22 protein-coding genes are annotated in these 21,322 nt (G+C 61.9%); 8 read left to right on the forward strand and 14 right to left on the reverse strand.

The features are described 5' to 3' along the window. Positions 1-193: 193 nt before the first annotated feature. The 4 genes from D3880_RS18355 to D3880_RS18370 all read left to right on the forward strand — a co-directional run bounded on the left by D3880_RS18355 (position 194) and on the right by D3880_RS18370 (position 3,713). Positions 194-2,005, forward strand: a complete 1,812-nt coding sequence (locus D3880_RS18355) for a penicillin-binding protein activator (RefSeq protein WP_119894856.1) — start codon at positions 194-196, stop codon at positions 2,003-2,005. Further along, on the forward strand, positions 2,002-2,373 hold the full coding sequence (locus D3880_RS18360; RefSeq protein WP_119894857.1) for a YraN family protein: 372 nt from the start codon (positions 2,002-2,004) through the stop codon (positions 2,371-2,373). Before D3880_RS18355 ends, D3880_RS18360 begins: the two co-directional genes overlap by 4 nt. A gap of 216 nt (positions 2,374-2,589) precedes the next feature. Next, complete coding sequence (locus D3880_RS18365) at positions 2,590-3,183, forward strand: phosphoheptose isomerase (protein WP_119894858.1); 594 nt, start codon at positions 2,590-2,592, stop codon at positions 3,181-3,183. Then, positions 3,180-3,713: a BON domain-containing protein gene (locus D3880_RS18370; protein WP_119894859.1), complete on the forward strand. Its 534-nt coding sequence runs from the start codon at positions 3,180-3,182 to the stop codon at positions 3,711-3,713. The genes D3880_RS18365 and D3880_RS18370 overlap by 4 nt, the downstream gene beginning before the upstream one ends. A gap of 49 nt (positions 3,714-3,762) precedes the next feature. Here the strand turns inward: D3880_RS18370 and D3880_RS18375 are convergent, their stop codons facing one another. The 7 genes from D3880_RS18375 to rplM all read right to left on the reverse strand — a co-directional run bounded on the left by D3880_RS18375 (position 3,763) and on the right by rplM (position 8,576). Further along, positions 3,763-4,176, reverse strand: a complete 414-nt coding sequence (locus D3880_RS18375; RefSeq protein WP_119894860.1) for a ClpXP protease specificity-enhancing factor — start codon at positions 4,174-4,176, stop codon at positions 3,763-3,765. Between the two features lie 17 nt (positions 4,177-4,193). Continuing rightward, positions 4,194-4,811: a glutathione S-transferase N-terminal domain-containing protein gene (locus D3880_RS18380; protein WP_119894861.1), complete on the reverse strand. Its 618-nt coding sequence runs from the start codon at positions 4,809-4,811 to the stop codon at positions 4,194-4,196. 90 nt (positions 4,812-4,901) lie between these two features. Then, positions 4,902-5,684 (reverse strand): cytochrome c1, encoded by a 783-nt coding sequence (locus D3880_RS18385; protein ID WP_119894862.1) that lies wholly within the window; start codon positions 5,682-5,684, stop codon positions 4,902-4,904. Beyond that, positions 5,684-6,895 (reverse strand): cytochrome b, encoded by a 1,212-nt coding sequence (locus D3880_RS18390; protein WP_119894863.1) that lies wholly within the window; start codon positions 6,893-6,895, stop codon positions 5,684-5,686. The genes D3880_RS18385 and D3880_RS18390 overlap by 1 nt, the downstream gene beginning before the upstream one ends. Beyond that, the gene (gene petA / locus D3880_RS18395; protein WP_119894864.1) at positions 6,895-7,488 is read right to left on the reverse strand and encodes a ubiquinol-cytochrome c reductase iron-sulfur subunit; all 594 of its coding nucleotides are present in this window, start codon (positions 7,486-7,488) and stop codon (positions 6,895-6,897) included. The genes D3880_RS18390 and petA overlap by 1 nt, the downstream gene beginning before the upstream one ends. A 252-nt stretch (positions 7,489-7,740) precedes the next feature. Then, positions 7,741-8,133 (reverse strand): 30S ribosomal protein S9, encoded by a 393-nt coding sequence (gene rpsI, locus D3880_RS18400; protein WP_119894865.1) that lies wholly within the window; start codon positions 8,131-8,133, stop codon positions 7,741-7,743. A gap of 14 nt (positions 8,134-8,147) precedes the next feature. Then, the gene (gene rplM, locus D3880_RS18405) at positions 8,148-8,576 is read right to left on the reverse strand and encodes a 50S ribosomal protein L13 (protein WP_119894866.1); all 429 of its coding nucleotides are present in this window, start codon (positions 8,574-8,576) and stop codon (positions 8,148-8,150) included. A gap of 234 nt (positions 8,577-8,810) precedes the next feature. Between rplM and D3880_RS18410 the strand changes: the two genes are divergently transcribed. Then, entirely contained in the window at positions 8,811-9,848 is a 1,038-nt protein-coding gene (locus D3880_RS18410; RefSeq protein ID WP_119894867.1) for an NADP(H)-dependent aldo-keto reductase, read from the forward strand. 46 nt (positions 9,849-9,894) lie between these two features. Here D3880_RS18410 and D3880_RS18415 read toward each other — a convergent pair whose 3' ends face one another. Next, on the reverse strand, positions 9,895-11,031 hold the full coding sequence (locus D3880_RS18415) for an acyl-CoA dehydrogenase family protein (RefSeq protein ID WP_119894868.1): 1,137 nt from the start codon (positions 11,029-11,031) through the stop codon (positions 9,895-9,897). 240 nt (positions 11,032-11,271) lie between these two features. Between D3880_RS18415 and D3880_RS18420 the strand changes: the two genes are divergently transcribed. After that, complete coding sequence (locus D3880_RS18420) at positions 11,272-12,171, forward strand: GlxA family transcriptional regulator (RefSeq protein WP_162935056.1); 900 nt, start codon at positions 11,272-11,274, stop codon at positions 12,169-12,171. Positions 12,172-12,253: 82 nt separating this feature from the next. After that, positions 12,254-13,219, forward strand: a complete 966-nt coding sequence (locus D3880_RS18425) for a hypothetical protein (protein WP_119894870.1) — start codon at positions 12,254-12,256, stop codon at positions 13,217-13,219. Between the two features lie 57 nt (positions 13,220-13,276). Here D3880_RS18425 and zapE read toward each other — a convergent pair whose 3' ends face one another. The 3 genes from zapE to D3880_RS18440 form a co-directional block, all read right to left on the reverse strand. After that, the gene (zapE, locus tag D3880_RS18430) at positions 13,277-14,371 is read right to left on the reverse strand and encodes a cell division protein ZapE (RefSeq protein WP_119894871.1); all 1,095 of its coding nucleotides are present in this window, start codon (positions 14,369-14,371) and stop codon (positions 13,277-13,279) included. Positions 14,372-14,531: 160 nt separating this feature from the next. Continuing rightward, positions 14,532-15,878 (reverse strand): tryptophan--tRNA ligase, encoded by a 1,347-nt coding sequence (locus D3880_RS18435; RefSeq protein ID WP_119894872.1) that lies wholly within the window; start codon positions 15,876-15,878, stop codon positions 14,532-14,534. Positions 15,879-15,908: 30 nt separating this feature from the next. Further along, positions 15,909-16,532 carry an alpha/beta hydrolase gene (locus D3880_RS18440; protein WP_162935019.1) on the reverse strand — a complete coding sequence of 208 codons (624 nt, stop codon included), beginning with the start codon at positions 16,530-16,532 and terminating at the stop codon, positions 15,909-15,911. Positions 16,533-16,664: 132 nt separating this feature from the next. Here D3880_RS18440 and D3880_RS18445 point away from each other — a divergent pair, with 132 nt between their 5' ends. Then, positions 16,665-17,099, forward strand: a complete 435-nt coding sequence (locus D3880_RS18445) for a Z-ring associated ZapG family protein (RefSeq protein WP_119894874.1) — start codon at positions 16,665-16,667, stop codon at positions 17,097-17,099. 198 nt (positions 17,100-17,297) lie between these two features. On the opposite strand, the gene cysN is transcribed toward D3880_RS18445, so the two are convergent. The 3 genes from cysN to D3880_RS18460 form a co-directional block, all read right to left on the reverse strand. Further along, positions 17,298-19,199 carry a sulfate adenylyltransferase subunit CysN gene (cysN, locus tag D3880_RS18450; RefSeq protein WP_119894875.1) on the reverse strand — a complete coding sequence of 634 codons (1,902 nt, stop codon included), beginning with the start codon at positions 19,197-19,199 and terminating at the stop codon, positions 17,298-17,300. Between the two features lies 1 nt (position 19,200). After that, the gene (gene cysD / locus D3880_RS18455; RefSeq protein ID WP_119894876.1) at positions 19,201-20,118 is read right to left on the reverse strand and encodes a sulfate adenylyltransferase subunit CysD; all 918 of its coding nucleotides are present in this window, start codon (positions 20,116-20,118) and stop codon (positions 19,201-19,203) included. Between the two features lie 409 nt (positions 20,119-20,527). Next, entirely contained in the window at positions 20,528-21,286 is a 759-nt protein-coding gene (locus D3880_RS18460) for a Nif3-like dinuclear metal center hexameric protein (protein ID WP_119894877.1), read from the reverse strand. Positions 21,287-21,322: the final 36 nt, after the last annotated feature.

Consider the following 21,322-nt stretch of genomic DNA (forward strand, 5'->3'; position numbering starts at 1 on the left):
CGCAGCTGGAACGGTCACAACGCCACCTCAAATCACCAAAACGCGCATTGTAGCCCCTGACCTCGACGCACAGCATTCGCCCCGGCAATAACACCTTACCGCGGCCGAAAGGACCCGCTCGCATCAAGATCGCGCCAGTGCCGGGGCTTGGGTACAATTCGCCCTTATTTGATCAAGTATCAGGAACGCTTACATGATCGCTTGCCTGCGCCAGCTCTCCCTTCTCTGCCTCGTCGCTATCCTGGCAGCCTGCAGCAGCTCTCCTTCGTCCTCCCTGGGCGAGCTGCCTCGCACGCCGCAAGCCAGCATCGAGCAGCTGCTTCAACAAGCCGACGCCAGCGAACCCGAGGAAGCCGCTCTGCTGCGCCTATCGGCGGCCGACCTGGCGCTTGGCCAAAATGACCAGGGCCGCGCCGCCCGCATCCTTGAGCAGGTGCCGCTGGAAGGTCTAAAGCCCGCTCAGCAGATCTTCGCCAGCACCTTGAGCGCCGAACTGGCCCTGGCGCGCAACAAACCTAAAGCCGCCCTGCAGGCCCTCAGCCATCCCAGCCTGGAGCGTCTCGGCGAGCTACCCGTCGAACAACAGGTACGCACCCAGCTGGTTCGCGCCCGTGCCCTGCAAGCCGACGGTCAAACCCTAGCCGCCGCTCGCGAGCGGGTATTCATTGCCCCGCTGCTCAGCGGCGAAGCCGCCACTGCCAATCACGAAGCCATTTGGGCACTGCTCTCCAGCCTGCCGAGCGAGCAATTGCAAAACGGCGGCGATACCGACCTGGATGGCTGGCTGGCATTGGCCAGTGCGGTCAAAGGCGCCGGCACCATCCAGCAACAGCAAGCCGCCATCGACAGCTGGCGCCAGCAGCACCCGCAACACCCGGCCGCGTTGCAGCTACCTCAGCCCCTGCGCCAGCTGCAGGCGCTCAGCAGCCAGCCGCTGAGCAAGATCGCCCTGCTGCTACCCCAAGAAGGCCAGCTGGCTTCGGTTGCCCGCGCCCTGCGCGATGGCTTTCTCGCCGCCCACTACCAAGCCCAGCAAGCCGGCCAGAATCCGCCGGCGATCGAGCTGTACGACAGTTCGCGCTTGAGTTCGCTGGATGACTTCTACCGGCAGGCCCAAGCGGCCGGCGCTCAGCTAGTGGTCGGCCCACTGGAGAAACCGCTGGTCAAGCAGCTCAGCGAACGCGAACAGCTGCCCCTCACCACCCTTGCCCTCAACTACGGCGATGCCGGCCGAGAAGGCCCGCCGCAATTGTTCCAATTCGGCCTCGCCGCCGAAGACGAAGCCCGTGAAGTGGCTCGCCGCGCCTGGGCCGACGGCATGCGTCGCGCCGTGGCCCTGGTGCCGCGCGGCGACTGGGGCGACCGCGTGCTCGCCGCCTTCAGCCAGAGCTGGCAGGCCGCCGGCGGCAGCCTGATCGCCGCCGAACATGTCGACCAACCCGTCGAATTGGCCCAGCAAATCGCCGATCTGTTCCAACTGCGCCAGAGCGAGGCACGCGCCAAGCGCCTGCAGAGCACCCTCGGCGGACAGATCGCCGCACAACCGGCGCGCCGCCAGGACATCGACTTCATCTTCCTCGCCGCCACGCCACAGCAGGCCCAGCAGATCAAACCGACCCTGGCCTTCCAGTACGCCGGCGACGTGCCGGTGTATGCCACCTCCCACCTCTATAGCGGTGGCGCCGATCAGGCGCAGAATCTCGACCTGGAAGGCATTCGCTTCTGCGAAACGCCCTGGCTGCTGGAGACCAATGACCCGCTGCATCAGCAGATCAGCAGCCAGTGGCCGCAGGCCGCCGGCAGCCTCGGCCGCCTGTATGCCATGGGGGTCGACGCCTATCGGCTGGCGCCACGCCTCAGCCAGCTCAAGGCCATGCCGGACAACCAGGTCGACGGCCTGACTGGCAGTCTGAGCCTGAACCCGAACCAGCGTATCCAGCGCCAGCTGCCTTGGGCCGAATTCCGCAACGGTCAGGTTCAACGCCTGCCCGACAGCCTCAATTGACTACCCATAGCCCCCAAATCCGCGGGCGTGCCGCCGAAGAGCACGCCCGCCAGCACCTCGAGCGCCAAGGTCTGCGCCTGCTGGCGCAGAATTGGCTGTGCCGGCGGGGCGAGCTCGATCTGGTCATGCTCGACGGCGATACAGTAGTATTCGTCGAAGTGCGTTACCGGCGGCATGCCGCATGGGGCGGCGCTTTGGAGAGCGTGGACGGGCGCAAGCGAGAAAAAATCGCCCGCGCCGCGGAATACTTTCTCCAACAAGAGTCGCGCTGGAGCAAACACCCTTGCCGCTTCGATGTCATAGCCATCGACGCTGGCAATCACACCGCAGCACGTCTGGACTGGATCAAAAATGCTTTCGACACCTGAGCACACCGAGAATTTTTTCCGCCTGACGCCATAGAGAATACCAACTCGCTCCGCCTGGATACTCCGGCACCATCCACGCCGAGCTTAACTCGAACGCAACCCTGGCAGCGCTTCTCACCCCGGTCAGCGCCCAACCAGCCAACGCGTCATGCTGCGGTCACCGCCGAGGCGATTTTCAGACCGCCTGCGCAGCCGCCACACTGAAAGGTCATACCGATGGACATGCAATCCCGTATCCGCCAGCTGTTCCAGGCCAGCATCGACACCAAGCAGCAAGCCATGGAAGTGCTTACGCCGTTCATCGAGCAAGGTAGCCTGGTGATGGTCAATGCGCTGCTCAATGAAGGCAAGATTCTCAGCTGCGGCAATGGCGGCTCGGCCGGCGACGCCCAGCACTTCTCTTCGGAGCTGCTCAACCGCTTCGAGCGCGAGCGCCCCAGCCTGCCGGCCATCGCCCTGACCACCGACAGCTCGACCATCACCTCGATCGCCAACGACTACAGCTATAACGAGGTGTTTTCCAAGCAAATCCGCGCGCTCGGTCAGCCGGGCGACATCCTGCTGGCCATTTCCACCAGCGGCAACTCGGCCAACGTGATCCAGGCCATCCAGGCCGCTCACGACCGCGAGATGACCATCGTCGCCCTCACCGGCCGCGACGGCGGCGGCATGGCCTCGCTGCTGCTGCCGGAAGATGTCGAGATCCGCGTGCCATCCAAAGTAACCGCTCGCATCCAGGAAGTGCATCTGTTGGCGATTCACTGCCTGTGCGACCTCATCGATAGCCAACTGTTTGGGAGTGAAGAATGACCCGCAGCCTACCGATCCTCGCCGCCCTGACCCTCAGCCTGCTGTTGGGCGGCTGTGGCAATCGCAGCATTGGCAACAAGATCGACGACCAGTTCCTCGGCCCTGACGTCAGCTCGAGCATTGCCCGCGCCGACAAGAACCTCACCGATCCGACCTCGCACATTACCGTGACCAGCTATAACGGCGTGATCCTGCTGGCCGGCCAAACCCCGCGCGGCGAGCTGAAAGCCAAGGCCGAGCAGGCCGCTCGCACGGTTCAGGGGGTGAAGAAGGTCCACAACGAGTTGCAAGTGCTGCAGCCGACCACGGCTCTGGCCCGCAGCAATGACGCCCTGATGACGACCAAGATCAAGACCCAGATGCTTGCCAATAGCACCGTACCCAGCACGCGCATCAAGGTGGTCACGGAAAATGGGATCGTCTACCTGCTGGGCCTGGTAACCCAGCAGGAGGCCGCCAATGCCGCCAGCGTGGTACAGGGCGTTTCCGGCGTACAGAAGATCGTCAAATTGTTTCAGTACACCAACTGAGCTCCTCGCAGAACAAAAAAGGCGATCCATCGGATCGCCTTTTTTGTTTTCACTTGACCACTTTCAGACTCGGCCGCCCGCTCGGTCGCGGCGGCTCGCCACCTGACGGCCCTTCATCGTCCGGCCCAGAATCCTCATCTTCGTCGATCACCGGCGGCTCCAGATCGAAGACCATACCTTGACCGTTCTCCCGCGCATAAATTGCCAGCACCGCCGCCGCGGGGATGTACAGCGTGTGCGCAACCCCGCCAAAGCGCCCCTCGAAGCTTACCGCCTCATTATCCATGTGCAGATGGCGCACGGCGCTGGGCGAGACGTTCAACACGATCTGACCATCATTGACAAAGCCTTGCGGCACCTGGGCCTGTGGATACTCAGCATTCACCAACAGATGCGGGGTGCAATTATTTTCAACAATCCACTCGTAGAGTGCACGAATGAGATAGGGACGGCTGGAAGTCATCGAAAGCTCCTTCGGCGTTAGCGCATGTCGCGCTCGGCGGCAGAAAGACTGGCCTGGAAGGCCGCGCGGGAAAACTGGCGATCCATGTAATCAAGCAGTGGCTTGGCTTGTCTCGGCAACTCGATACCCAACTGCGGCAAACGCCAGAGAATCGGCAACAGGCAGCAATCCACCAAACTCAACTCCTCGCTGAGGAAAAACGGCTTGTCGGCAAACAGCGGTGACACGCCGGTGAGACTCTCTCGCAGTTCCTTGCGCGCCTGCACGCGTGCCGCCTCCTTGCTGCGCGGATCGAGAATCAGATCGACCAAACCGCACCAGTCGCGCTGAATGCGATGAATCAACAGCCGACTATTGGCCCGCGCCACCGGATAGACCGGCATCAGCGGCGGATGCGGATAGCGCTCATCCAGATATTCCATCACCACGGTTGACTCATACAAGGCCAAATCGCGATCAACCAGGGTTGGCAAGCTGCCATAGGGATTGACCTCGACCAGCTTGGCCGGGCATTGCCCCGGCTCGACATAAATGATCTCGGCGCCTACACCCTTCTCGGCGAGCACGATACGTACGCGGTGCGAATAGTGATTGGCGGGGTCGGAGTAACAGGCCAACCGATTGGTCACGCCCATGGTGATCCTCCTCGCGTTTACAGTTATCGGAAGCAGAAAAACGCGCGCGCCCAGAGCGGGCGCGCGCGTCGACAGCGGAACAGCGGCTGATTAATGCACGTCTTTCCAGTATTCACGCTTGAGCAGATAGGCGAATACGAAGAAGAAGGCCAGGTACAGCAGCACGTAGGTACCAACGCGCTGGCTCTCCAACTTCACCGGATTAGCGGAGTACGCCAGGAAAGTCACCAGATTTTTGATCTTGTCGTCGAACTCCGCCTCGCTCAGCGAGCCGGTCTTCGGCAGGACGGTGAGCTGATCGCAAGCCTCGTGGGTGATCGGTGTGCCAGTCAGCGGATCGAACTGCTTCTTGCCACCCTCGACTACCTGCACCTGCTTGCAGCCAATGACCTGGCGCCCCTGCAGACCGACCAGCACGTTCGGCATGCCGACGTTAGGGAACACCTTGTTGTTCACACCCCAAGGACGCGTCGGGTCTTCGTAGAAATTACGCAGATAGCTGTACAGCCAATCCGTACCGCGCACCCGAGCAACCAAGGTCAGATCGGGCGGCGCCGCACCGAACCAGGACTTAGCGTCCGCCGGCTGCATGCCGATCTTCATCTGATCACCGATCTTGGCCCCGGTGAACACCAGATTTTCCAACATCAGCTCGTGAGGGATGCCCAGGTCATTCGCCACACGCTCATAGCGCTGAAACTTGGCACTGTGACAGCCCATGCAGTAGTTGGCGAAAGTACGCGCGCCATCCTGCAGGGCAGCCTTGTCGCTCAGGTCGATATCGACCTGATCCAGATGAACATCTTGACCGCCGGCAGCGAAGGAAAAGGCTGGCAGGACGGTGAAAATCATTGCAGCAAATAGCTTTTTCATCAGCCAGTCACCCTTTCCGGAACCGGTTTGGTCTTTTCAAGCTTGGTGTAGAACGGCATCAGGATGAAGTACGCGAAGTACAGGAAGGTACATACCTGCGACAACAACGTCCGCCCTGGGGTCGGCGCCAATACACCCAACACGCCGAGGATCACGAAGGAGACGCAGAAGACCACCAGCCAGATCTTGCTCAGCCAGCCCTTATAGCGCATCGACTTGACCGGACTGCGATCCAGCCAAGGCAGCACGAACAGCACGGCAATGGCAGCGCCCATGGCGATAACGCCGAGCAGCTTGTCCGGCACCGCACGCAGGATCGCGTAGTACGGCGTGAAGTACCACACCGGGGCGATGTGCTCAGGGGTCTTGAACGGGTTGGCCTGTTCGAAGTTCGGTTTCTCGAGGAAGTAACCACCCATTTCCGGGAAGAAGAACACGATGGCGCAGAAGACGAACAGGAACACCACCACGCCGACGATATCTTTCACGGTGTAGTACGGGTGGAAGGCGATGCCGTCGAGCGGAATGCCGTTCTCGTCCTTCTTCTTCTTGATGTCGACGCCGTCCGGGTTGTTCGAGCCGACTTCATGCAGCGCCAGGATGTGCAGCACCACCAGGCCGAGCAGGACGATCGGCAGAGCGATCACGTGCAGGGCGAAGAAGCGGTTCAGCGTGATACCAGAGATCAGGTAGTCGCCGCGGATCCACTGCGTCAGGTCATCACCGATCACTGGGATGGCACCGAACAGGGAGATGATCACCTGAGCCCCCCAGTAGGACATCTGCCCCCAAGGCAGCAGGTAGCCCATGAAAGCCTCAGCCATCAGGCACAGGTAGATCAGCATGCCGAAGATCCACACCAGCTCACGCGGCTTCTGGTAGGAACCGTAGAGCAGACCGCGGAACATGTGCAGATAGACCACGATGAAGAACGCCGAAGCGCCAGTGGAGTGCAGATAGCGGATGATCCAGCCGAATTCCACATCGCGCATGATGTATTCGACGGAAGCGAAGGCTTCTTCGGCGGACGGGGTGAAGCTCATGGTCAGCCAGATACCGGTGAGAATCTGGTTAACCAGGACCAGCAGCGCCAGGGAGCCAAAAAAGTAGAAAAAGTTGAAGTTCTTCGGCGCGTAATACTTGCTGAGATGATCTTCCCACATCTTGGTCGCCGGGAAGCGCGCATCGATCCAAGCCATGAACTTTTCCATCAGGCTTTCTCCTGGTCCAGACCGATGATAATCACGTCATCCGACTCGTACGAGTGCGGCGGCACCTGCAAATTCAAGGGCGCCGGCTGAGCCTTGTAGACGCGGCCGGCGAGGTCATAACGGGAGCCGTGGCAGGGGCAGAAGTAGCCGCCCACCCACTCGGGACCGAGATCCGCCGGCGCGACTTCCGGACGGAAGGATGGCGAACAGCCCAGGTGAGTGCAGATGCCGACCAGCACCAGAATCTCCGGCTTGATCGACCGACTAATGGGATCCACGTAGGCCGGCTGAACCGAAGCCTTGGACTCGGGGTCGGCCATTTTTTCGGTGATTTTCCCGAGGTTACCCAAAATCTCCTCGGTACGACGCATAATGAACACCGGCTGCCCGCGCCACTCAGCAATCATCTGCTGACCAGCCTCAATCTTGCCGATATTCACTTTCACCGCAGCACCCGCGGCCTTGGCCTTGGCACTAGGGAACCATGACCCCACGAACGGGACCGCAGCACCCACCGCTCCCGCGGCACCCACTACCGAAGTGGCCGCCACCAGGAAGCGACGTCGGCCTGCATTCACGCCGTCATTGCTCATTCAGTCGTCTCCCATCAGCTTTGTGGCCTGTTATTCAGGCATCTACTAAGTAAATCAAACCGCGCAAAAAATTTGCCAGATGGTAAAGAAAAGCCCCTTTTCTGACAAGGCAATTACTGGATACAAATTTGCTGAAAGCCTTGCATGGCGCGGCACTCACGGGTGCGGCAAGTTGTCGCAATACAATTTAATGCGCATAAAAAAACGCCCGATTTCTGCAAGAAATCGGGCGTTTTAGAATACAGAAGCGAATTAACGCTTCGAGTATTGCGGACGCTTACGCGCTTTACGCAGACCAACTTTCTTACGCTCAACTTCGCGAGCATCGCGAGTCACGAAGCCGGCCTTACGCAGAGCACTGCGCAGAGTCTCGTCATAATCCATCAGGGCACGAGTGATGCCGTGACGAATAGCGCCAGCCTGACCGCTAACACCACCACCGATAACGGTGACATAGATGTCGAACTTGCCAGTGGTCTCGGTCAACTCCAGCGGCTGACGAACCACCATGCGGGCGGTTTCGCGGCCAAAGAAGGTATCCAGGCTGCGATTATTGATGGAAATGTTGCCAGTACCCGGACGCAGGAAAACGCGAGCGGTTGCAGTCTTGCGACGGCCAGTGCCGTAATTTTGAGTCGCCGACATAATGAACTATTCCGTTAAATCTTCAGTTCTTGGGGCTGCTGAGCAGTGTGCGGGTGCACAGCACCCTTGTACACTTTCAGCTTACGGTACATGTCGCGACCCAGCGGGTTCTTCGGCAGCATGCCTTTGACCGCGGTCTCGATCACACGCTCAGGCGCCTTGGCGATCAACTTCTCGAAGCTGATTTCCTTGATGCCACCCGGGAAACCGGAGTGAGAGTAGTACATTTTGTCGGTGGTCTTGGCACCAGTCACGCGCACTTGCTCGGCATTGATCACGACGATGTAGTCGCCGGTATCAACGTGAGGAGTGTACTCAGGCTTGTGCTTGCCACGCAGACGGGAAGCGATTTCTGTGGCCAGACGACCCAGAGTCTGACCTGCAGCGTCGACGACGAACCAGTCGCGCTTAACAGTTTCCGGTTTAGCAGTAAAAGTTTTCATTCTTTATAGCCTCAGGGGCCGCCCTGAAAATAAGACGGCGGATCTTACTGAATAGTGCTTGCTTTGACAAGTCAAAGGCAGCCGAAACGGGCGCTATCGGGGGCTCGGGTCATCACGCTCGTACGGCCAGGTTCGGCAGGCTAGGCATCCCCCGCCGAAAACAGCTGCCGAATTATGCCGATTGCGCGAAAAATTTCAACCTGCTTTGATGGGCTTTTGCACGAGGAAGAGCGCATGGATTTCCGTCAACTCGGCCGCACCGATCTCAAGGTCAGCACCCTGTGCCTGGGCAGCATGACCTGGGGCGAGCAGAACAGCGAGGCCGAAGCCTTTGCGCAGATCGATCTAGCCCGCGCCGCCGGGATCAACTTCATCGATACCGCCGAAATGTATCCGGTACCGCCCCGCGCGGAGACCTATAGCAAGACCGAGCAGATCATCGGCAATTATTTCAACAGCCGGAGCAATCGCGCCGACTGGATTCTGGCCAGCAAGGTCGCCGGCCCCGGCAACGGCATCAGCCATATTCGCGACGGCCAGCTCAAGCACAACCGCCGCCATATAGTCGCCGCGCTGGATGCCAGCCTTAAGCGCTTACAGACCGACTGGATCGACCTCTATCAACTGCACTGGCCCGAACGCAGCACCAATTTCTTCGGCCAACTCGGCTATTGCCACAAGGAAGATAATTCCACTCCCCTGGCCGAAACCCTGGAAGTGCTCAGCGAGCAGATCAAAGCTGGCAAGATCCGCCACATCGGCCTGTCCAACGAAACCGCCTGGGGCGCCATGAAGTTTCTGCAATTGGCGGAGAGTCTCGGGCTAGCGCGGGTGGTTTCGATCCAAAACCCCTACAACCTGCTTAACCGCAGCTTCGAAGTCGGCCTGGCCGAAGTCGCTCTCCGCGAACAGTGCGGCCTTCTGGCCTACTCGCCAATGGCCTTTGGCATGCTCTCAGGCAAATATGAGGACGGTGCGCGCCCAGCGAATGCGCGCATCACACTGTTCAGTCGCTTCACTCGCTATACCAACCCACAGGCCCAAAGCGCCTGCTCGCGCTACGTCGCGCTGGCGCGCGAACACGGTCTGGATCCGGCGCAGATGGCGCTGGCCTTCGTCAGCACCCAACCCTTCGTGACCAGCAACATCATCGGGGCGACCACCCTGGAGCAGCTGCGCAGTAATCTGGCCAGCACAGATCTCAAGCTAAGCGAAGAAGTGCTGGCCGGCATCGAGGCGATCCACAAAAGCCAACCCAACCCCGCGCCCTGAACGAAAAAAAGCCCGGCACAAGCCGGGCTTTTTCTTGCAGCGCCCCTCACAGGGAACGCGAGATGATTTCCTTCATGATCTCGTTGGTGCCGGCGTAAATGCGCTGCACGCGGGCATCGGCCCAGGCGCGGGCAATCGGATACTCCCACATGTAGCCGTAGCCGCCATGCAGCTGCACGCACTCATCGAGCACCTTGCACTGCAGATCGGTGGTCCAGTACTTGAGCATGGCTGCGGTCGGCACATCCAACTTGCCCTGCAGATGCAACTCCAGGCAACGGTCGACGAACAGACGACCGACCTGAATCTCGGTAGCCAGCTCGGCCAGCTTGTGGCGAGTGGTCTGAAATTCGGCGATCGCCTTGCCGAAAGCCTTGCGATCACGGGTGTAGTCCAGGGTCCATTGCAAGGCGGCCTCGGCCGACGCCAGCGCACCGACGGCAACGCCCAGACGCTCCTGCGGCAGCTCCTGCATCAGATAGGCGAAGCCCATGCCGGCCTGGCCCAACAGGTTCTCTTTGGGTACGCGGACATTCTGGAAGAACAGCTCGGAGGTGTCCTGCGCCTTCATGCCAACCTTTTTCAGACGCTTGCCTTTATCGAAGCCCGGCGTACCGGCTTCAACCAGGAACAGGCTGGTGCCCTTGGCGCCGGCCTTGGGATCGGTCTTGGCGACGACTATCACCAGATCGGCGAGGAAACCGTTGGTAATGAAGGTCTTCGAGCCATTGATCACATATTCATCGCCATCCAGCACTGCAGTGGTCTTCACCCCTTGCAGGTCGGAGCCGGCGCCCGGCTCGGTCATGGCAATGGCGGTAACGATTTCGCCGCTGACCATCTTCGGCAGGTATTTGTGCTTCAGCGCCTCGCTGCCGTAATGCAGGATGTACGGGGCGACGATGTCGGAATGCAGGGAAAAACCGATCCCGGACAAGCCCAAGCGGCTGATTTCCTCGACCACGATGCTGCTGTAGAGGAAGTCCGCGGCCATGCCGCCGTACTCCTCCGGCAGGTGCGAGCAGAGCATCCCGGCTTCGCCGGCCTTGTTCCACAGTTTGCGGTCGATGTAGCCCTCTTCCTCCCACTGCGCGTGGAACGGCACGGCTTCCTGCTCGAGGAACTTGCGCACGCTGTCGCGGAAGAGTTCGTGGTCAGAGCTGAATATTGTTCTTGGAATCATGATGACACCTGAGTACCGCGATGGAGTTGAAGAGCTGAGACTCTAGGGGAGCACCGACAGCCTCGCACTGGACACAAGCGCCAAAAAATAAGACGCTTCAGCCAGTGCTTGACCACTTTCCCCTTATATAAGAATAGTCGCATGTTCACGCCAGCCTCCAAGCCCCTGCAAAGGGTCAGCATTCTCGCCATCGAAGGGGTGTTCGCTTTCACCCTGATGCAGGCCAAGGACTTCTTCCACATGGCCAGCCTGCGCTACAGCCGTCAACAGGGGCTGGGCCTCACCCCGTCGTTCGAGATCCGCCTGGTCAGCCCTGACGGCCAGCCGGTGCGCAGCTTCAGCGATGTGATTCTGCCGGTGGACAGCGGTCTGGAGAACGCCGACATCATCATCCTGCCGCCTTACTGGGGAGACTTCGACGAACTCTGCCAGCGCTATCCGCAAATTCTCGACTGGCTGAAAACCCAGCACGCTACCGGCAGCATGCTCTGCGGAGAAGCCATGGGGGTGTTCTGGATGGCCCAGGCCGGCCTGCTCGACGGCAAGGAAGCCACCACCTACTGGCGCTTCTATCGCGAGTTCAGCGAACGCTTTCCCAACGTCCTGCTCAACCAGGAAAGACATCTGTCGGATGCCGACAACCTGTATTGCGCCAGCGGCAGCACCTCGGCCTGCGACCTGTACATCTATCTGATCGAACGCTTCTGCGGCGCCAGCGTCGCCCAGGCGGTGGCCCGCGACATCCTCTACGAAGTGAAGCGCAGCTACACCCCCGGACGCATCGGCTTCGGCGGTCAGAAACTGCATCAGGACGTGACCATCCTGCAGATTCAGGAGTGGCTGGAAGAGCATTTCGCCGATAAATTCCGCTTCGAGGACGTCGCCCGCGACCACGGCATGAGCATTCGCAACTTCATGCGCCGCTTCCAGGCCGCCACCGGCGACAAACCGCTGCACTACCTGCAACGGTTACGCATCGAAACCGCCAAGGGCCTGCTCAGCGCCAGCCGCAAGAGCATCAAGACCATCAGCTATGAAGTCGGCTACGACGACGCCAGCTTCTTTGCCCGCCTGTTCCGTCAGCACACTAGCCTGTCACCGAACCAGTACCGCCGGCAGTTCCAGCACAAGAGCGAGTGACACCGCCAGCCCAAGGATAGGTTGGCCGCCGGGCTGGACGGCCTATGATCGGCGCATCGCTATAACAAGAAAGGCCCCACCCATGCGTCGTTATCTGCTTGCCCTGCTGGCCGCCTGCAGCCTTAGCGCTGCCGCCGCCGACAATTGGACACCCTTCCCCTACGACCAGCGCGCCTACGACTATTCCGGCGACAAGCTGCGCCAGGCCTGGCCGCAGCTGACGCGCGGCTTCGGCACCGACTATCCATTCCCGGATGCCGACTGGGTCGTCCACATGGCGGCGCAGTATCCGCAAGCCGTGGAAATGACCGTCACCGGCAACACCGGCTTCACGGGCAAACCCGAGGAAGCTGCGGCCTATGCTGCCAAGCTGCAGGAGGTCTGGCGCCTGGTGTTCCGCGGCGACTTCGCCAAAGCCAAGCAACAAGGCTTGGCCCTGGGCGTCGGCGGCCAGGTGCCGGCGATGTTCGCCCAGGTGGTCTATGCCATGTTCCTCGCCCCCGACCAGGAGGAGAAGCATCGCCTGCTGGAAGAGGTGATCGACTACACCGACAAGGCCGGCGAGCTGGTCCAGGCCGACAGCGCCGCCCAGTTCGGCCGCGTCTATGCCAAGGCCCGCCTGGGCGAGGAGCTACCGGTGCCGGTGGTGCTCAAACGCGGCTACACCAGCCAGATTCCCGAGGAACTGGATGCCCTGCTGAGCAAGCAACCGCGCCAGCCGTTCGCCCTGGCGCTATACGGCGGCTATGAGGCGGGCGTGATCCGCAAGGTCGGCAAACTGGTGGGCAAGATGACCTATGGGGTCAGTGCCGAGCAGATGGAGCAATACTTCAGCCGCTCCTTCAAGGCCGCCGACAACCTGCCGATCGGCCACTACGAATACGCCAACGCCCTGCTCTACGTCTATGGTGACGACGAGCAGAAGAAGGCCCTCGAGCACCTCAGACGCGCCGCAGCGATCACCCCGATCAACGCCATGGAGGCGCTGGAAGTGGCCCACGCCAAACAGCTGCTGACGCAGCTCGAGCACCAGCTCGCGCAGAACTAGCCCCCCGCCAGAACGCAAAAGGCTGCCCGTGGGCAGCCTTTTTTGTGTGCTTCGCGCTTACGGTCGGTGCGGGCGCGAGAGGAATTCGTGCGACTGCATCTCCAGCAGCCGGCTGAGGGTACGCTGGAACTCGAAACTCAAGCGGCCACCGGTATACAGATCCTTGAGCTCTACCTCGGCGGAGATGATCAGCTTGACGTTGCGGTCGTAGAACTCATCCACCAGGTTGATGAAGCGCCGCGCCATGTCGTCCTTGGCCACGCCCATCTGCTCGACATTAGCCAGCAGCACGGCGTGGAAGATCTTGCCCAGTTCGATGTAGTCGTTCTGGCTACGCGGGCCGTCGCACAGCTCGCGGAACTCGAACCAGGCGACATCTTCGCAGACGCGCACGGCGCGGATCTCGCGGTTCTCGATCAGCAGCGCCTCGTTTTCCACCGCCTGGGTGCAGTCCGGCAGCAGACTGGTGAAACTTCGCCTCAGGCTGGCCTCGGCTTCGGCATCCAGCGGCCAGTGGAACAATTCGGCTTGCTCCAGCGCACGCAGGCGGTAATCGACGCCACTGTCGACGTTGACCACGTCGGTGTGCTGCTTGACCAGGGCGATCGCCGGCAGGAAGCGCGCGCGCTGCAGGCCGTCCTTGTACAGGCCGTCAGGGACGATGTTGGAGGTGGCCACCAGGCTGACCCCGTTCTTGAACAGCTCGTCGAGCAGGGTGGCGAGAATCATCGCGTCGGTGATGTCGGAGACGAAGAACTCGTCGAAGCAGATCACCCGGGCTTCGTCGGCGAAGCGCTTGCCGATGATGGTCAGCGGGTTCTTCTCGCCCTTGAGGGTTTTCATCTCCTCGTGCACGCGCTTCATGAAGCGGTGGAAGTGGGTGCGCATCTTGCGCTTGAACGGCAGCGCATCGAAGAAGGTATCGACCAGATAGGTCTTGCCGCGCCCGACCCCACCCCAGAAGTACAGGCCCTTGACCGGCTCCTGCGCCTTCTTACCGAGCAGCTTGCCGAACAGCCCCGGCTTGCTCTTCTCGCTCGCCAGCAGCTCGTCGTACAGCCGCTGCAGATGACGCACGGCGTTTTCCTGCGCGGCGTCATGGAAGAAGTCGGGGCGTTTCAGATCGGCCTGGTATCGCTGGAGGGGGGTCATAATCGCTAACTGGGCATGAAAAACGGGGCCGTCACTTTAGCGACGGCCCCGTGGCTTGGCAATTGGAGGTTGGGTTGAGGAGCGCAGCGACCAAGCCCAACATGACAAGGCTCCGTGCAATTTCAATGTTGGACCTCGCCGCGCTCAGCCCAACCTACCCTCACTCCTGCGGTGCCAGCGCCTCGCGCAGACGCAGAATCGCCGCCGCTCGCGCCGTGGCATCGGCAAAGGCCGGGCTTTCGCCGACCAGTTCGCCATCCAGCCACAGGCCGAAGCCGTCAGCCTGCTCGCGGATATCCAGCGCGTCGCCGGCCTGCAGGCGCTTGCTGACCTGGCCGGCGCTCTTGCCGTCGGCGAAGGCCGTGGACAGCAGCAGTTGCTCACCGGCGGCATCCAGCAGGCGGAAGCGGAAGCTGCCGTCGTCGTCACGGAAGCTGACGAAACGCGCCGCCTTGGCCGCCTTCTTCTTGCCCGCCCCGGCCACCTGCACCTGTTCGCGGAACGAACGCAGGCCCACCGCCTCGCGCAGTTCGCCGAGGAACGGGGTGGCGATCTTACGCGCCTTGGCCGCACCGGCGAGGAGGACATCCTCAAGATCGGCCGGCCGCTCGATCAGCGCCTGGTAGCGCTCACGCGCCTCGCCCAGCTCGCTGTCGAGCAACTGGAACAGGCGCTGCTTGGCTTCGCCCCAGGCCAGGCCGGCGCGCAGCTCGGCACGGAATTCGGCCTGCTGCGCGGGTGTGGCGAAGGCCTGATAGAGGGTGAACAGGTGCGAATTGTCCGGATCCTTCGGCTCGCCCGGCAGCCTGGAGTCGGTGACGATGTGGGCGATGGCGTCCTTCAGCTGCTTGGCGCTGCCGAACAGCGGGATGGTGTTGTCGTAGCTCTTCGACATCTTGCGCCCGTCGAGGCCGGGCAGGGTCGCCACGCCTTCCTCGATCACCGCTTCCGGCAGGGTGAACAGCTCCTTGCCCTGACCGAACAGATGGTTGAAGCGCTGGCCGATGTCGCGCGCCATCTCCACGTGCTGGATCTGGTCGCGGCCGACCGGCACCTTGTGGGCGTTGAACATCAGGATGTCCGCCGCCATCAGCACCGGATAGCTGAACAGGCCCATGGTCACGCCGGCATCCGGGTCTTCGCCGAGTTCGACGTTCTTGTCCACCGAGGCCTTGTAGGCATGCGCGCGGTTGAGCAAGCCCTTGGCCGCCACGCAGGTCAGCAGCCAGGTCAGCTCGGGGATCTCGGGAATGTCGGACTGGCGGTAGAAGGTCGCCTTGTTCACATCCAGGCCACAAGCCAGCCAGGTGGCGGCGATCTCCAGGCGCGAACGCTGGATGCGCAGCGGCTCGTCGCACTTGATCAGCGCGTGGTAGTCGGCGAGGAAATAGAAGGAATCGGCATTGGCTTCGCGGCTGGCGACGATGGCCGGGCGGATGGCGCCGGCGTAGTTGCCGAGGTGCGGCGTCCCTGTGGTGGTGATACCGGTAAGGATACGAGTGGTCATGGCTTATCGCTTGTCAGACTGCAATCAGGATCAGAGGCGCGGCAGCACCAGCTCTTTCAGATCGGTGAGCTTGCCGTGAAAAAAGTGCCCGCATTCTGCCACTTTCAGCAACTCATGGGGACGTTCGAGGGCGGCGGACCAGGCATAGACCTGCTGCGGATCGATCACCTCGTCCTGCTCCGGCTGGATCAGCGTCAGCGGGCAGCGCTGCGGCGGCTGGTTGTCCTCGCACAGCCGCGCCACCGCCGGCGCCACCATGAACAGGCCGGCCAGCTCCTGGCCCTGCGCCTCCAGGCGGCCACCCAGGCTGGCGGCAACGAAGCCGCCGAAGGAGAAGCCGAACAGCGTCAGGGGCAACTGCGGATACTGAGCCCGTAGCCAGGTTGCCGCGGCCCCGGCGTCGTCGACCTCGCCACTGTGCATGTCATGGCTGCCGGCGCTGGCGCCGACGCCACGGTAGTTGAAGCGCAGGGTCGCCAGGCCGGCGTCGCGCGCGCTACGCTGCAGGGTAGACACCACCTTGTTGAGCATAGTGCCGCCTTGCACCGGGTTGGGGTGACAGATCAGTGCCACGCCACGGGCGTCGGGCAGGTCGAGATAGAGCGCCTCGAGCTGGCCCACCGGGCCGTCGAGCAGCAGAGAGGTTTCACGCATTAGCAACAGGAACTCCGTGACCCCGGAGGGGGTCGACACGTCTTGGTTAGGCACATCACGGCTTGCGTTGCGGTATACAGCGCAGGTTCGAGCCGTTAACGTAAAGCAAAGCCGTTTATAGAGGAAGGACTCGTGGAACAGACGCTCACAGCCTGGTTGCTGCCGACCCTCACCCTGCTGGCTGGCATCGCCATCGGCTTCGTGGTGGCCCGCTTGCTGCCCAATGCCGCGCCCAATCGCACCCAGCGCCAGTTGGACGAGCTGCAGGAACGCTTCGACAGCTATCAAAGCGAAGTGGTCACCCATTTCAACACCACCGCCAGCCTGGTGAAGAAGCTCACCCAGAGCTACCAGGAAGTGCAGGAGCACCTGTCCGAAGGCGCCAACCGCCTGGCCCTCGACGAACTGACTCGCCAGCGCCTGCTGGCCGCCCTGCACGCCGACGAGCAGGCCAGCCCGCGCGAGCGCCTGACCCCGCCGAAAAGCAACGAGGCACCGAAGGACTATGCGCCCAAGGCCCCCGATACCCCCGGCACCCTGGATGTGACCTTCGGCCTGAAAAAGTGATTTAGCTGGCCGCAATAAAAAGCCCCGCCTAGGCGGGGCTTTTTATTGGGTGACGCGGCAGGCTGTTGAAAAACGTAGCGAGCGAAGGCTAGGCAAGGCGAAGTCAGCCGAAGAAGCGCAGTTTACGAGTTGTAAATAAGCATTCTGAGGCTGACTTCAACGCGGCATAGCCGAGTGCAGTAGTTTTGCAACTGCCTGCTAGAGCGCGCCGCGCGCGCGCAGCAGATCGATCACCTGCTTGACGCCCTCTTCCACCGACAGGCTCTGCGTGTCGATCAGCAGATCGGCATTCAGCGGCACGTCGTAGGGGAAGGCCTCGCCGGGGATATTGTCGCCAGCGGCGGCATACAGCCCTTGCGGGTCACGTTCACGGCACGCCTGCGGCGAAGCCTGGACGTAAACGGTGATCAGCCGCTCGGTGCCGATCAACGCCTTGGCCTGCTCGCGGCCCTCGGCATCCGGGGCGACGAAGGCGGCCAGGGTCAGCAGGCCGGCCTCGTTGAACTGGCGCGCCACATGGGCGGCACGCCGCCAGTTTTCGGTGCGTCCGGCGCGGTCCTGCGGCAGCCCCTTGTTGAGGTCATGCCGCAGGTTCTGGCCATCCAGCACATAGACCGCGCGGCCCATGTCGAACAGCTTGCGCTCCACGGCATAGGCCAGGGTGCTCTTGCCGGCGCCGGACAGCCCGGTGAACAGCACGGTGGCCGGCTGCTGACCGAAGCGCGCGGCGCGCTCCTCGGTGGCGACGTGGGCCAGCTTGCCGTGGTGGCCGTCGACATTTTGGGCACCGACGGGGGCGGCGATGATCATGCCGGCGCCGACGGTGCCGTTGGTCAAGCGGTCCACGACGATGAAGGCGCCGGTGGTGCGGTTGTGCGCATAGCCGTCGAGGGCGATCGGCGCATCCAGGCTGATCTTGACCTTGGCGATCTCGTTCAGCTTGAGTTCGCTGGCCGCACCCTCTTCCAGGCTATTCACGTCGACCTTGTGGGCGATGCTCGGGATCGAGCCCGGCACATAGCTGGTGGCGCGCTTGAAGTCGTATTTCTTGCCCGGCAGCATCGGCTCTTCGGCCATCCACACCAGCATGGCGTCGAAGCTGTCGGTGACCAACGGCCGGTTGTCGCCATGCACCAGCATGTCGCCACGGGACACGTCGACTTCGTCTTCCAGGGTCAGGGTGATGGCCTGGCCCGGACCGGCCGCTTCCAGTTCGCCCTCGAAGGTGACGATAGACTTGACCTTGCTGCTCTTGCCGGACGGCAACACCACCACTTCGTCGCCCTTGTGCACGACGCCGCTGGCCAGGGTGCCGGCGAAGCCGCGGAAGTTCAGGTTCGGGCGGTTGACGTACTGCACCGGGAAACGCATGTCGTTGAAATTGCGGTCGCCAGCGATCTCCACGGTTTCGAGGATTTCCATCAGCGACTGACCGCTGTACCAGGGCGAGCGCTCGCTCTTGTTGACCACGTTGTCGCCCTTCAGCGCCGACATCGGCACGAAGTGGATCGAGGTCGGGGTGAGCTTGATCTGCTCGGCAAACACCAGGTAGTCGGCCTTGATCCGCTCGAACACGGCCTGGTCGAAGTCCATCAGGTCCATCTTGTTGATGGCCACGACTATGTGCTTGATGCCCAGCAGCGAGGCGATATAGCTGTGCCGGCGGGTCTGGGTCTGCACGCCGTAGCGGGCATCGACGAGGATGATCGCCAGGTCGCAGGTCGAGGCACCGGTGGCCATGTTGCGGGTGTACTGCTCATGGCCGGGGGTGTCGGCGATGATGAATTTGCGCTTGGCGGTGCTGAAGTAGCGGTACGCCACATCGATGGTGATGCCCTGCTCGCGCTCGGCCTGCAGGCCGTCGACCAGCAACGCCAGATCGATATCGTCGCCGGTGGTGCCGACTTTCTTCGAGTCGCGAGTGATGGCTTCCAGATGGTCTTCGTAGATCATCTTCGAGTCGTGCAGCAGGCGGCCGATCAGAGTGCTCTTGCCGTCGTCGACGTTGCCGCAGGTGAGGAAACGCAGCAGTTCCTTGCGCTCGTGCTGGGCCAGGTAGGCGAGGATGTCCTCGCTGATCAGATCGGATTGGTGCGACATCTTAAAAGTACCCCTGACGTTTCTTGTCTTCCATCGAGCCGGCCTGGTCGTGGTCGATCACCCGACCTTGGCGCTCGGAGGTCCGGGTCAGGAGCATTTCCTGGATGATGTCGGTCAGGGTGGTGGCCGTGGACTCCACCGCACCGGTCAACGGATAGCAGCCGAGGGTGCGGAAACGCACCATCTTCTTCTGGATACGGGCCTTTTCTTCGTCCGACAGGTGCTCGAGGATGCGCTCGTCGTCGATCATGATCAGCGTGCCGTTCTTCTCGATCACTTCGCGCTCGGCGGCGAAGTACAGCGGCACGATCGGGATGCCTTCCAGGTAGATGTATTGCCAGATGTCCAGCTCGGTCCAGTTGGACAGCGGGAACACGCGAATCGACTCGCCCTTGTTGACCTTGCCGTTGTAGACGTTCCACAGCTCGGGGCGCTGGTTCTTCGGATCCCAGCGGTGCTTGCTGTCGCGGAAGGAATACACGCGCTCCTTGGCCCGCGATTTCTCCTCGTCGCGGCGCGCGCCACCGAAGGCGGCGTCGAAGCCGTACTTGTCCAGCGCTTGCTTCAAACCCTCGGTCTTCATGATGTCGGTGTGCTTAGCACTGCCGTGGGTGAAGGGGTTGATGCCCTGCGCCACACCGTCCGGGTTGACGTGGGTGATCAGGTCGAGGCCCAGTTCGGCGACCATCTTGTCGCGAAACTTGTACATCTCCTGGAACTTCCACTGAGTGTCGACGTGCATCACCGGGAACGGCAGCTTGCCGGGAAAGAACGCCTTGCGTGCGAGGTGCAGCATGACGGCGGAATCTTTGCCGATGGAGTACAGCATCACCGGGTTATCGAACTCGGCGGCGACCTCGCGGATGATGTGGATGCTTTCCGCCTCCAACTGTTTCAGATGCGTCAATTTATCGAGCATGGCAACTCACGGCTTTCTCTCGGGAGAGCTTGGGGGACGGCCTACGGGCCGTGGACGAAGGGCGCACTTTAGCACAGCACCCCATTCTATTCAGGCGGCGGGTTAGATCTAAACGATCTAGTTATATGCCGATCGGCGCGCCCAGTCCGGCGCCTCAGAGCCTGTTTACGATCTCGCGAGCTAGAGTCAAACAAGGCGCAACGACCAACGGGAGTAACAGCCGAAGGCTGGCCCAAAGGGCGAGCGTAGCGAGTCAAACGGCTGAGGAAGCGGAGTTTACGCGTTGTAAATGAGCATGACTCGCTTCACTCGCCCTTCGGGTCGCGCTGAAGCGCGTTAGCCGCAAGCGGCTTGCCGAAGCCGTTTTCAACGCAGTTTGACCGACGCGCAGCAGATCGTAGGCAGGTTCTCAGACGGGGTTGGCGCAGTCGATAAACAGGTGCTCGATGGCGAAGCGCCGCGCCAGGTAGTCGCCCAGCGCCTGCACGCCATAGCGCTCGGTGGCATGGTGGCCGGCGGCGATGAAGCTGATGCCGTTTTCCCGGGCACTGTGGAAGGTCTGCTCGGAGGCTTCGCCGGTCAGATAGAGGTCGACCCCGGCGGCGATCGCCTGATCGATGTAGCCCTGGCCGCCGCCGGTGCACCAGCCGATGCGGCGGACCATCCCGGCGCCCTCCACCAGCAGCGGTTCGCGGCCCAGCACCTCTTGCACCCGACGGGCGAAATCACGCGGACTCATGGGTTCGGCCAGCGAGCCGACCAAGCCGACGGTGCGCGGATTGCCCGGCTCCAGCGGGCCCTCGACGACGATGTCCAGCTGCCGCGCCAGTTGCACGTTGTTGCCCACCTCGGCGTGCAGATCCAGCGGCAGGTGATAGGCCAGCAGGCTGATGTCATGGCTGAGCAGGGTCTTCAGGCGGCGCTGCTTCATGCCGGTGATGCAGGGGTTCTCGCCCTTCCAGAAATAGCCATGGTGCACCAGCACCACATCGGCATCGGCCGCCACCGCCGCATCCAGCAGCGCCTGGCTGGCGGTGACGCCGCTGACGATGCGCCGCACCTGCGGCCGGCCTTCGACTTGCAGGCCGTTGGGGCAGTAGTCACTGATGCGCGCGGCATCCAGGTAACGTTCGGCTTCTTCCACCAGCGTGGTCAGGGCAATGGCCATGGGAATTCCTCTTTGCTGCAGCCCGGCCGCTCCATT

The organism is Pseudomonas cavernae (genome assembly GCF_003595175.1).
In the GTDB taxonomy this organism is placed as follows: domain Bacteria; phylum Pseudomonadota; class Gammaproteobacteria; order Pseudomonadales; family Pseudomonadaceae; genus Aquipseudomonas; species Aquipseudomonas cavernae.

Excerpts from the sequence above, each read along its gene's own strand:
- D3880_RS18355 (WP_119894856.1), top strand. The coding sequence starts at position 194 with ATGATCGCTTGCCTGCGCCAGCTCTCCCTTCTCTGCCTCGTCGCTATC.
- D3880_RS18365 (WP_119894858.1), top strand. The coding sequence starts at position 2,590 with ATGGACATGCAATCCCGTATCCGCCAGCTGTTCCAGGCCAGCATCGAC.
- D3880_RS18370 (WP_119894859.1), top strand. The coding sequence starts at position 3,180 with ATGACCCGCAGCCTACCGATCCTCGCCGCCCTGACCCTCAGCCTGCTG.
- D3880_RS18375 (WP_119894860.1), bottom strand. The coding sequence starts at position 4,176 with ATGACTTCCAGCCGTCCCTATCTCATTCGTGCACTCTACGAGTGGATT.
- D3880_RS18380 (WP_119894861.1), bottom strand. The coding sequence starts at position 4,811 with ATGGGCGTGACCAATCGGTTGGCCTGTTACTCCGACCCCGCCAATCAC.
- D3880_RS18385 (WP_119894862.1), bottom strand. The coding sequence starts at position 5,684 with ATGAAAAAGCTATTTGCTGCAATGATTTTCACCGTCCTGCCAGCCTTT.
- D3880_RS18390 (WP_119894863.1), bottom strand. The coding sequence starts at position 6,895 with ATGGAAAAGTTCATGGCTTGGATCGATGCGCGCTTCCCGGCGACCAAG.
- petA (WP_119894864.1), bottom strand. The coding sequence starts at position 7,488 with ATGAGCAATGACGGCGTGAATGCAGGCCGACGTCGCTTCCTGGTGGCG.
- rpsI (WP_119894865.1), bottom strand. The coding sequence starts at position 8,133 with ATGTCGGCGACTCAAAATTACGGCACTGGCCGTCGCAAGACTGCAACC.
- rplM (WP_119894866.1), bottom strand. The coding sequence starts at position 8,576 with ATGAAAACTTTTACTGCTAAACCGGAAACTGTTAAGCGCGACTGGTTC.
- D3880_RS18410 (WP_119894867.1), top strand. The coding sequence starts at position 8,811 with ATGGATTTCCGTCAACTCGGCCGCACCGATCTCAAGGTCAGCACCCTG.
- D3880_RS18415 (WP_119894868.1), bottom strand. The coding sequence starts at position 11,031 with ATGATTCCAAGAACAATATTCAGCTCTGACCACGAACTCTTCCGCGAC.
- D3880_RS18420 (WP_162935056.1), top strand. The coding sequence starts at position 11,272 with ATGGCCAGCCTGCGCTACAGCCGTCAACAGGGGCTGGGCCTCACCCCG.
- D3880_RS18425 (WP_119894870.1), top strand. The coding sequence starts at position 12,254 with ATGCGTCGTTATCTGCTTGCCCTGCTGGCCGCCTGCAGCCTTAGCGCT.
- zapE (WP_119894871.1), bottom strand. The coding sequence starts at position 14,371 with ATGACCCCCCTCCAGCGATACCAGGCCGATCTGAAACGCCCCGACTTC.
- D3880_RS18435 (WP_119894872.1), bottom strand. The coding sequence starts at position 15,878 with ATGACCACTCGTATCCTTACCGGTATCACCACCACAGGGACGCCGCAC.
- D3880_RS18440 (WP_162935019.1), bottom strand. The coding sequence starts at position 16,532 with ATGCGTGAAACCTCTCTGCTGCTCGACGGCCCGGTGGGCCAGCTCGAG.
- cysN (WP_119894875.1), bottom strand. The coding sequence starts at position 19,199 with ATGTCGCACCAATCCGATCTGATCAGCGAGGACATCCTCGCCTACCTG.
- cysD (WP_119894876.1), bottom strand. The coding sequence starts at position 20,118 with ATGCTCGATAAATTGACGCATCTGAAACAGTTGGAGGCGGAAAGCATC.
- D3880_RS18460 (WP_119894877.1), bottom strand. The coding sequence starts at position 21,286 with ATGGCCATTGCCCTGACCACGCTGGTGGAAGAAGCCGAACGTTACCTG.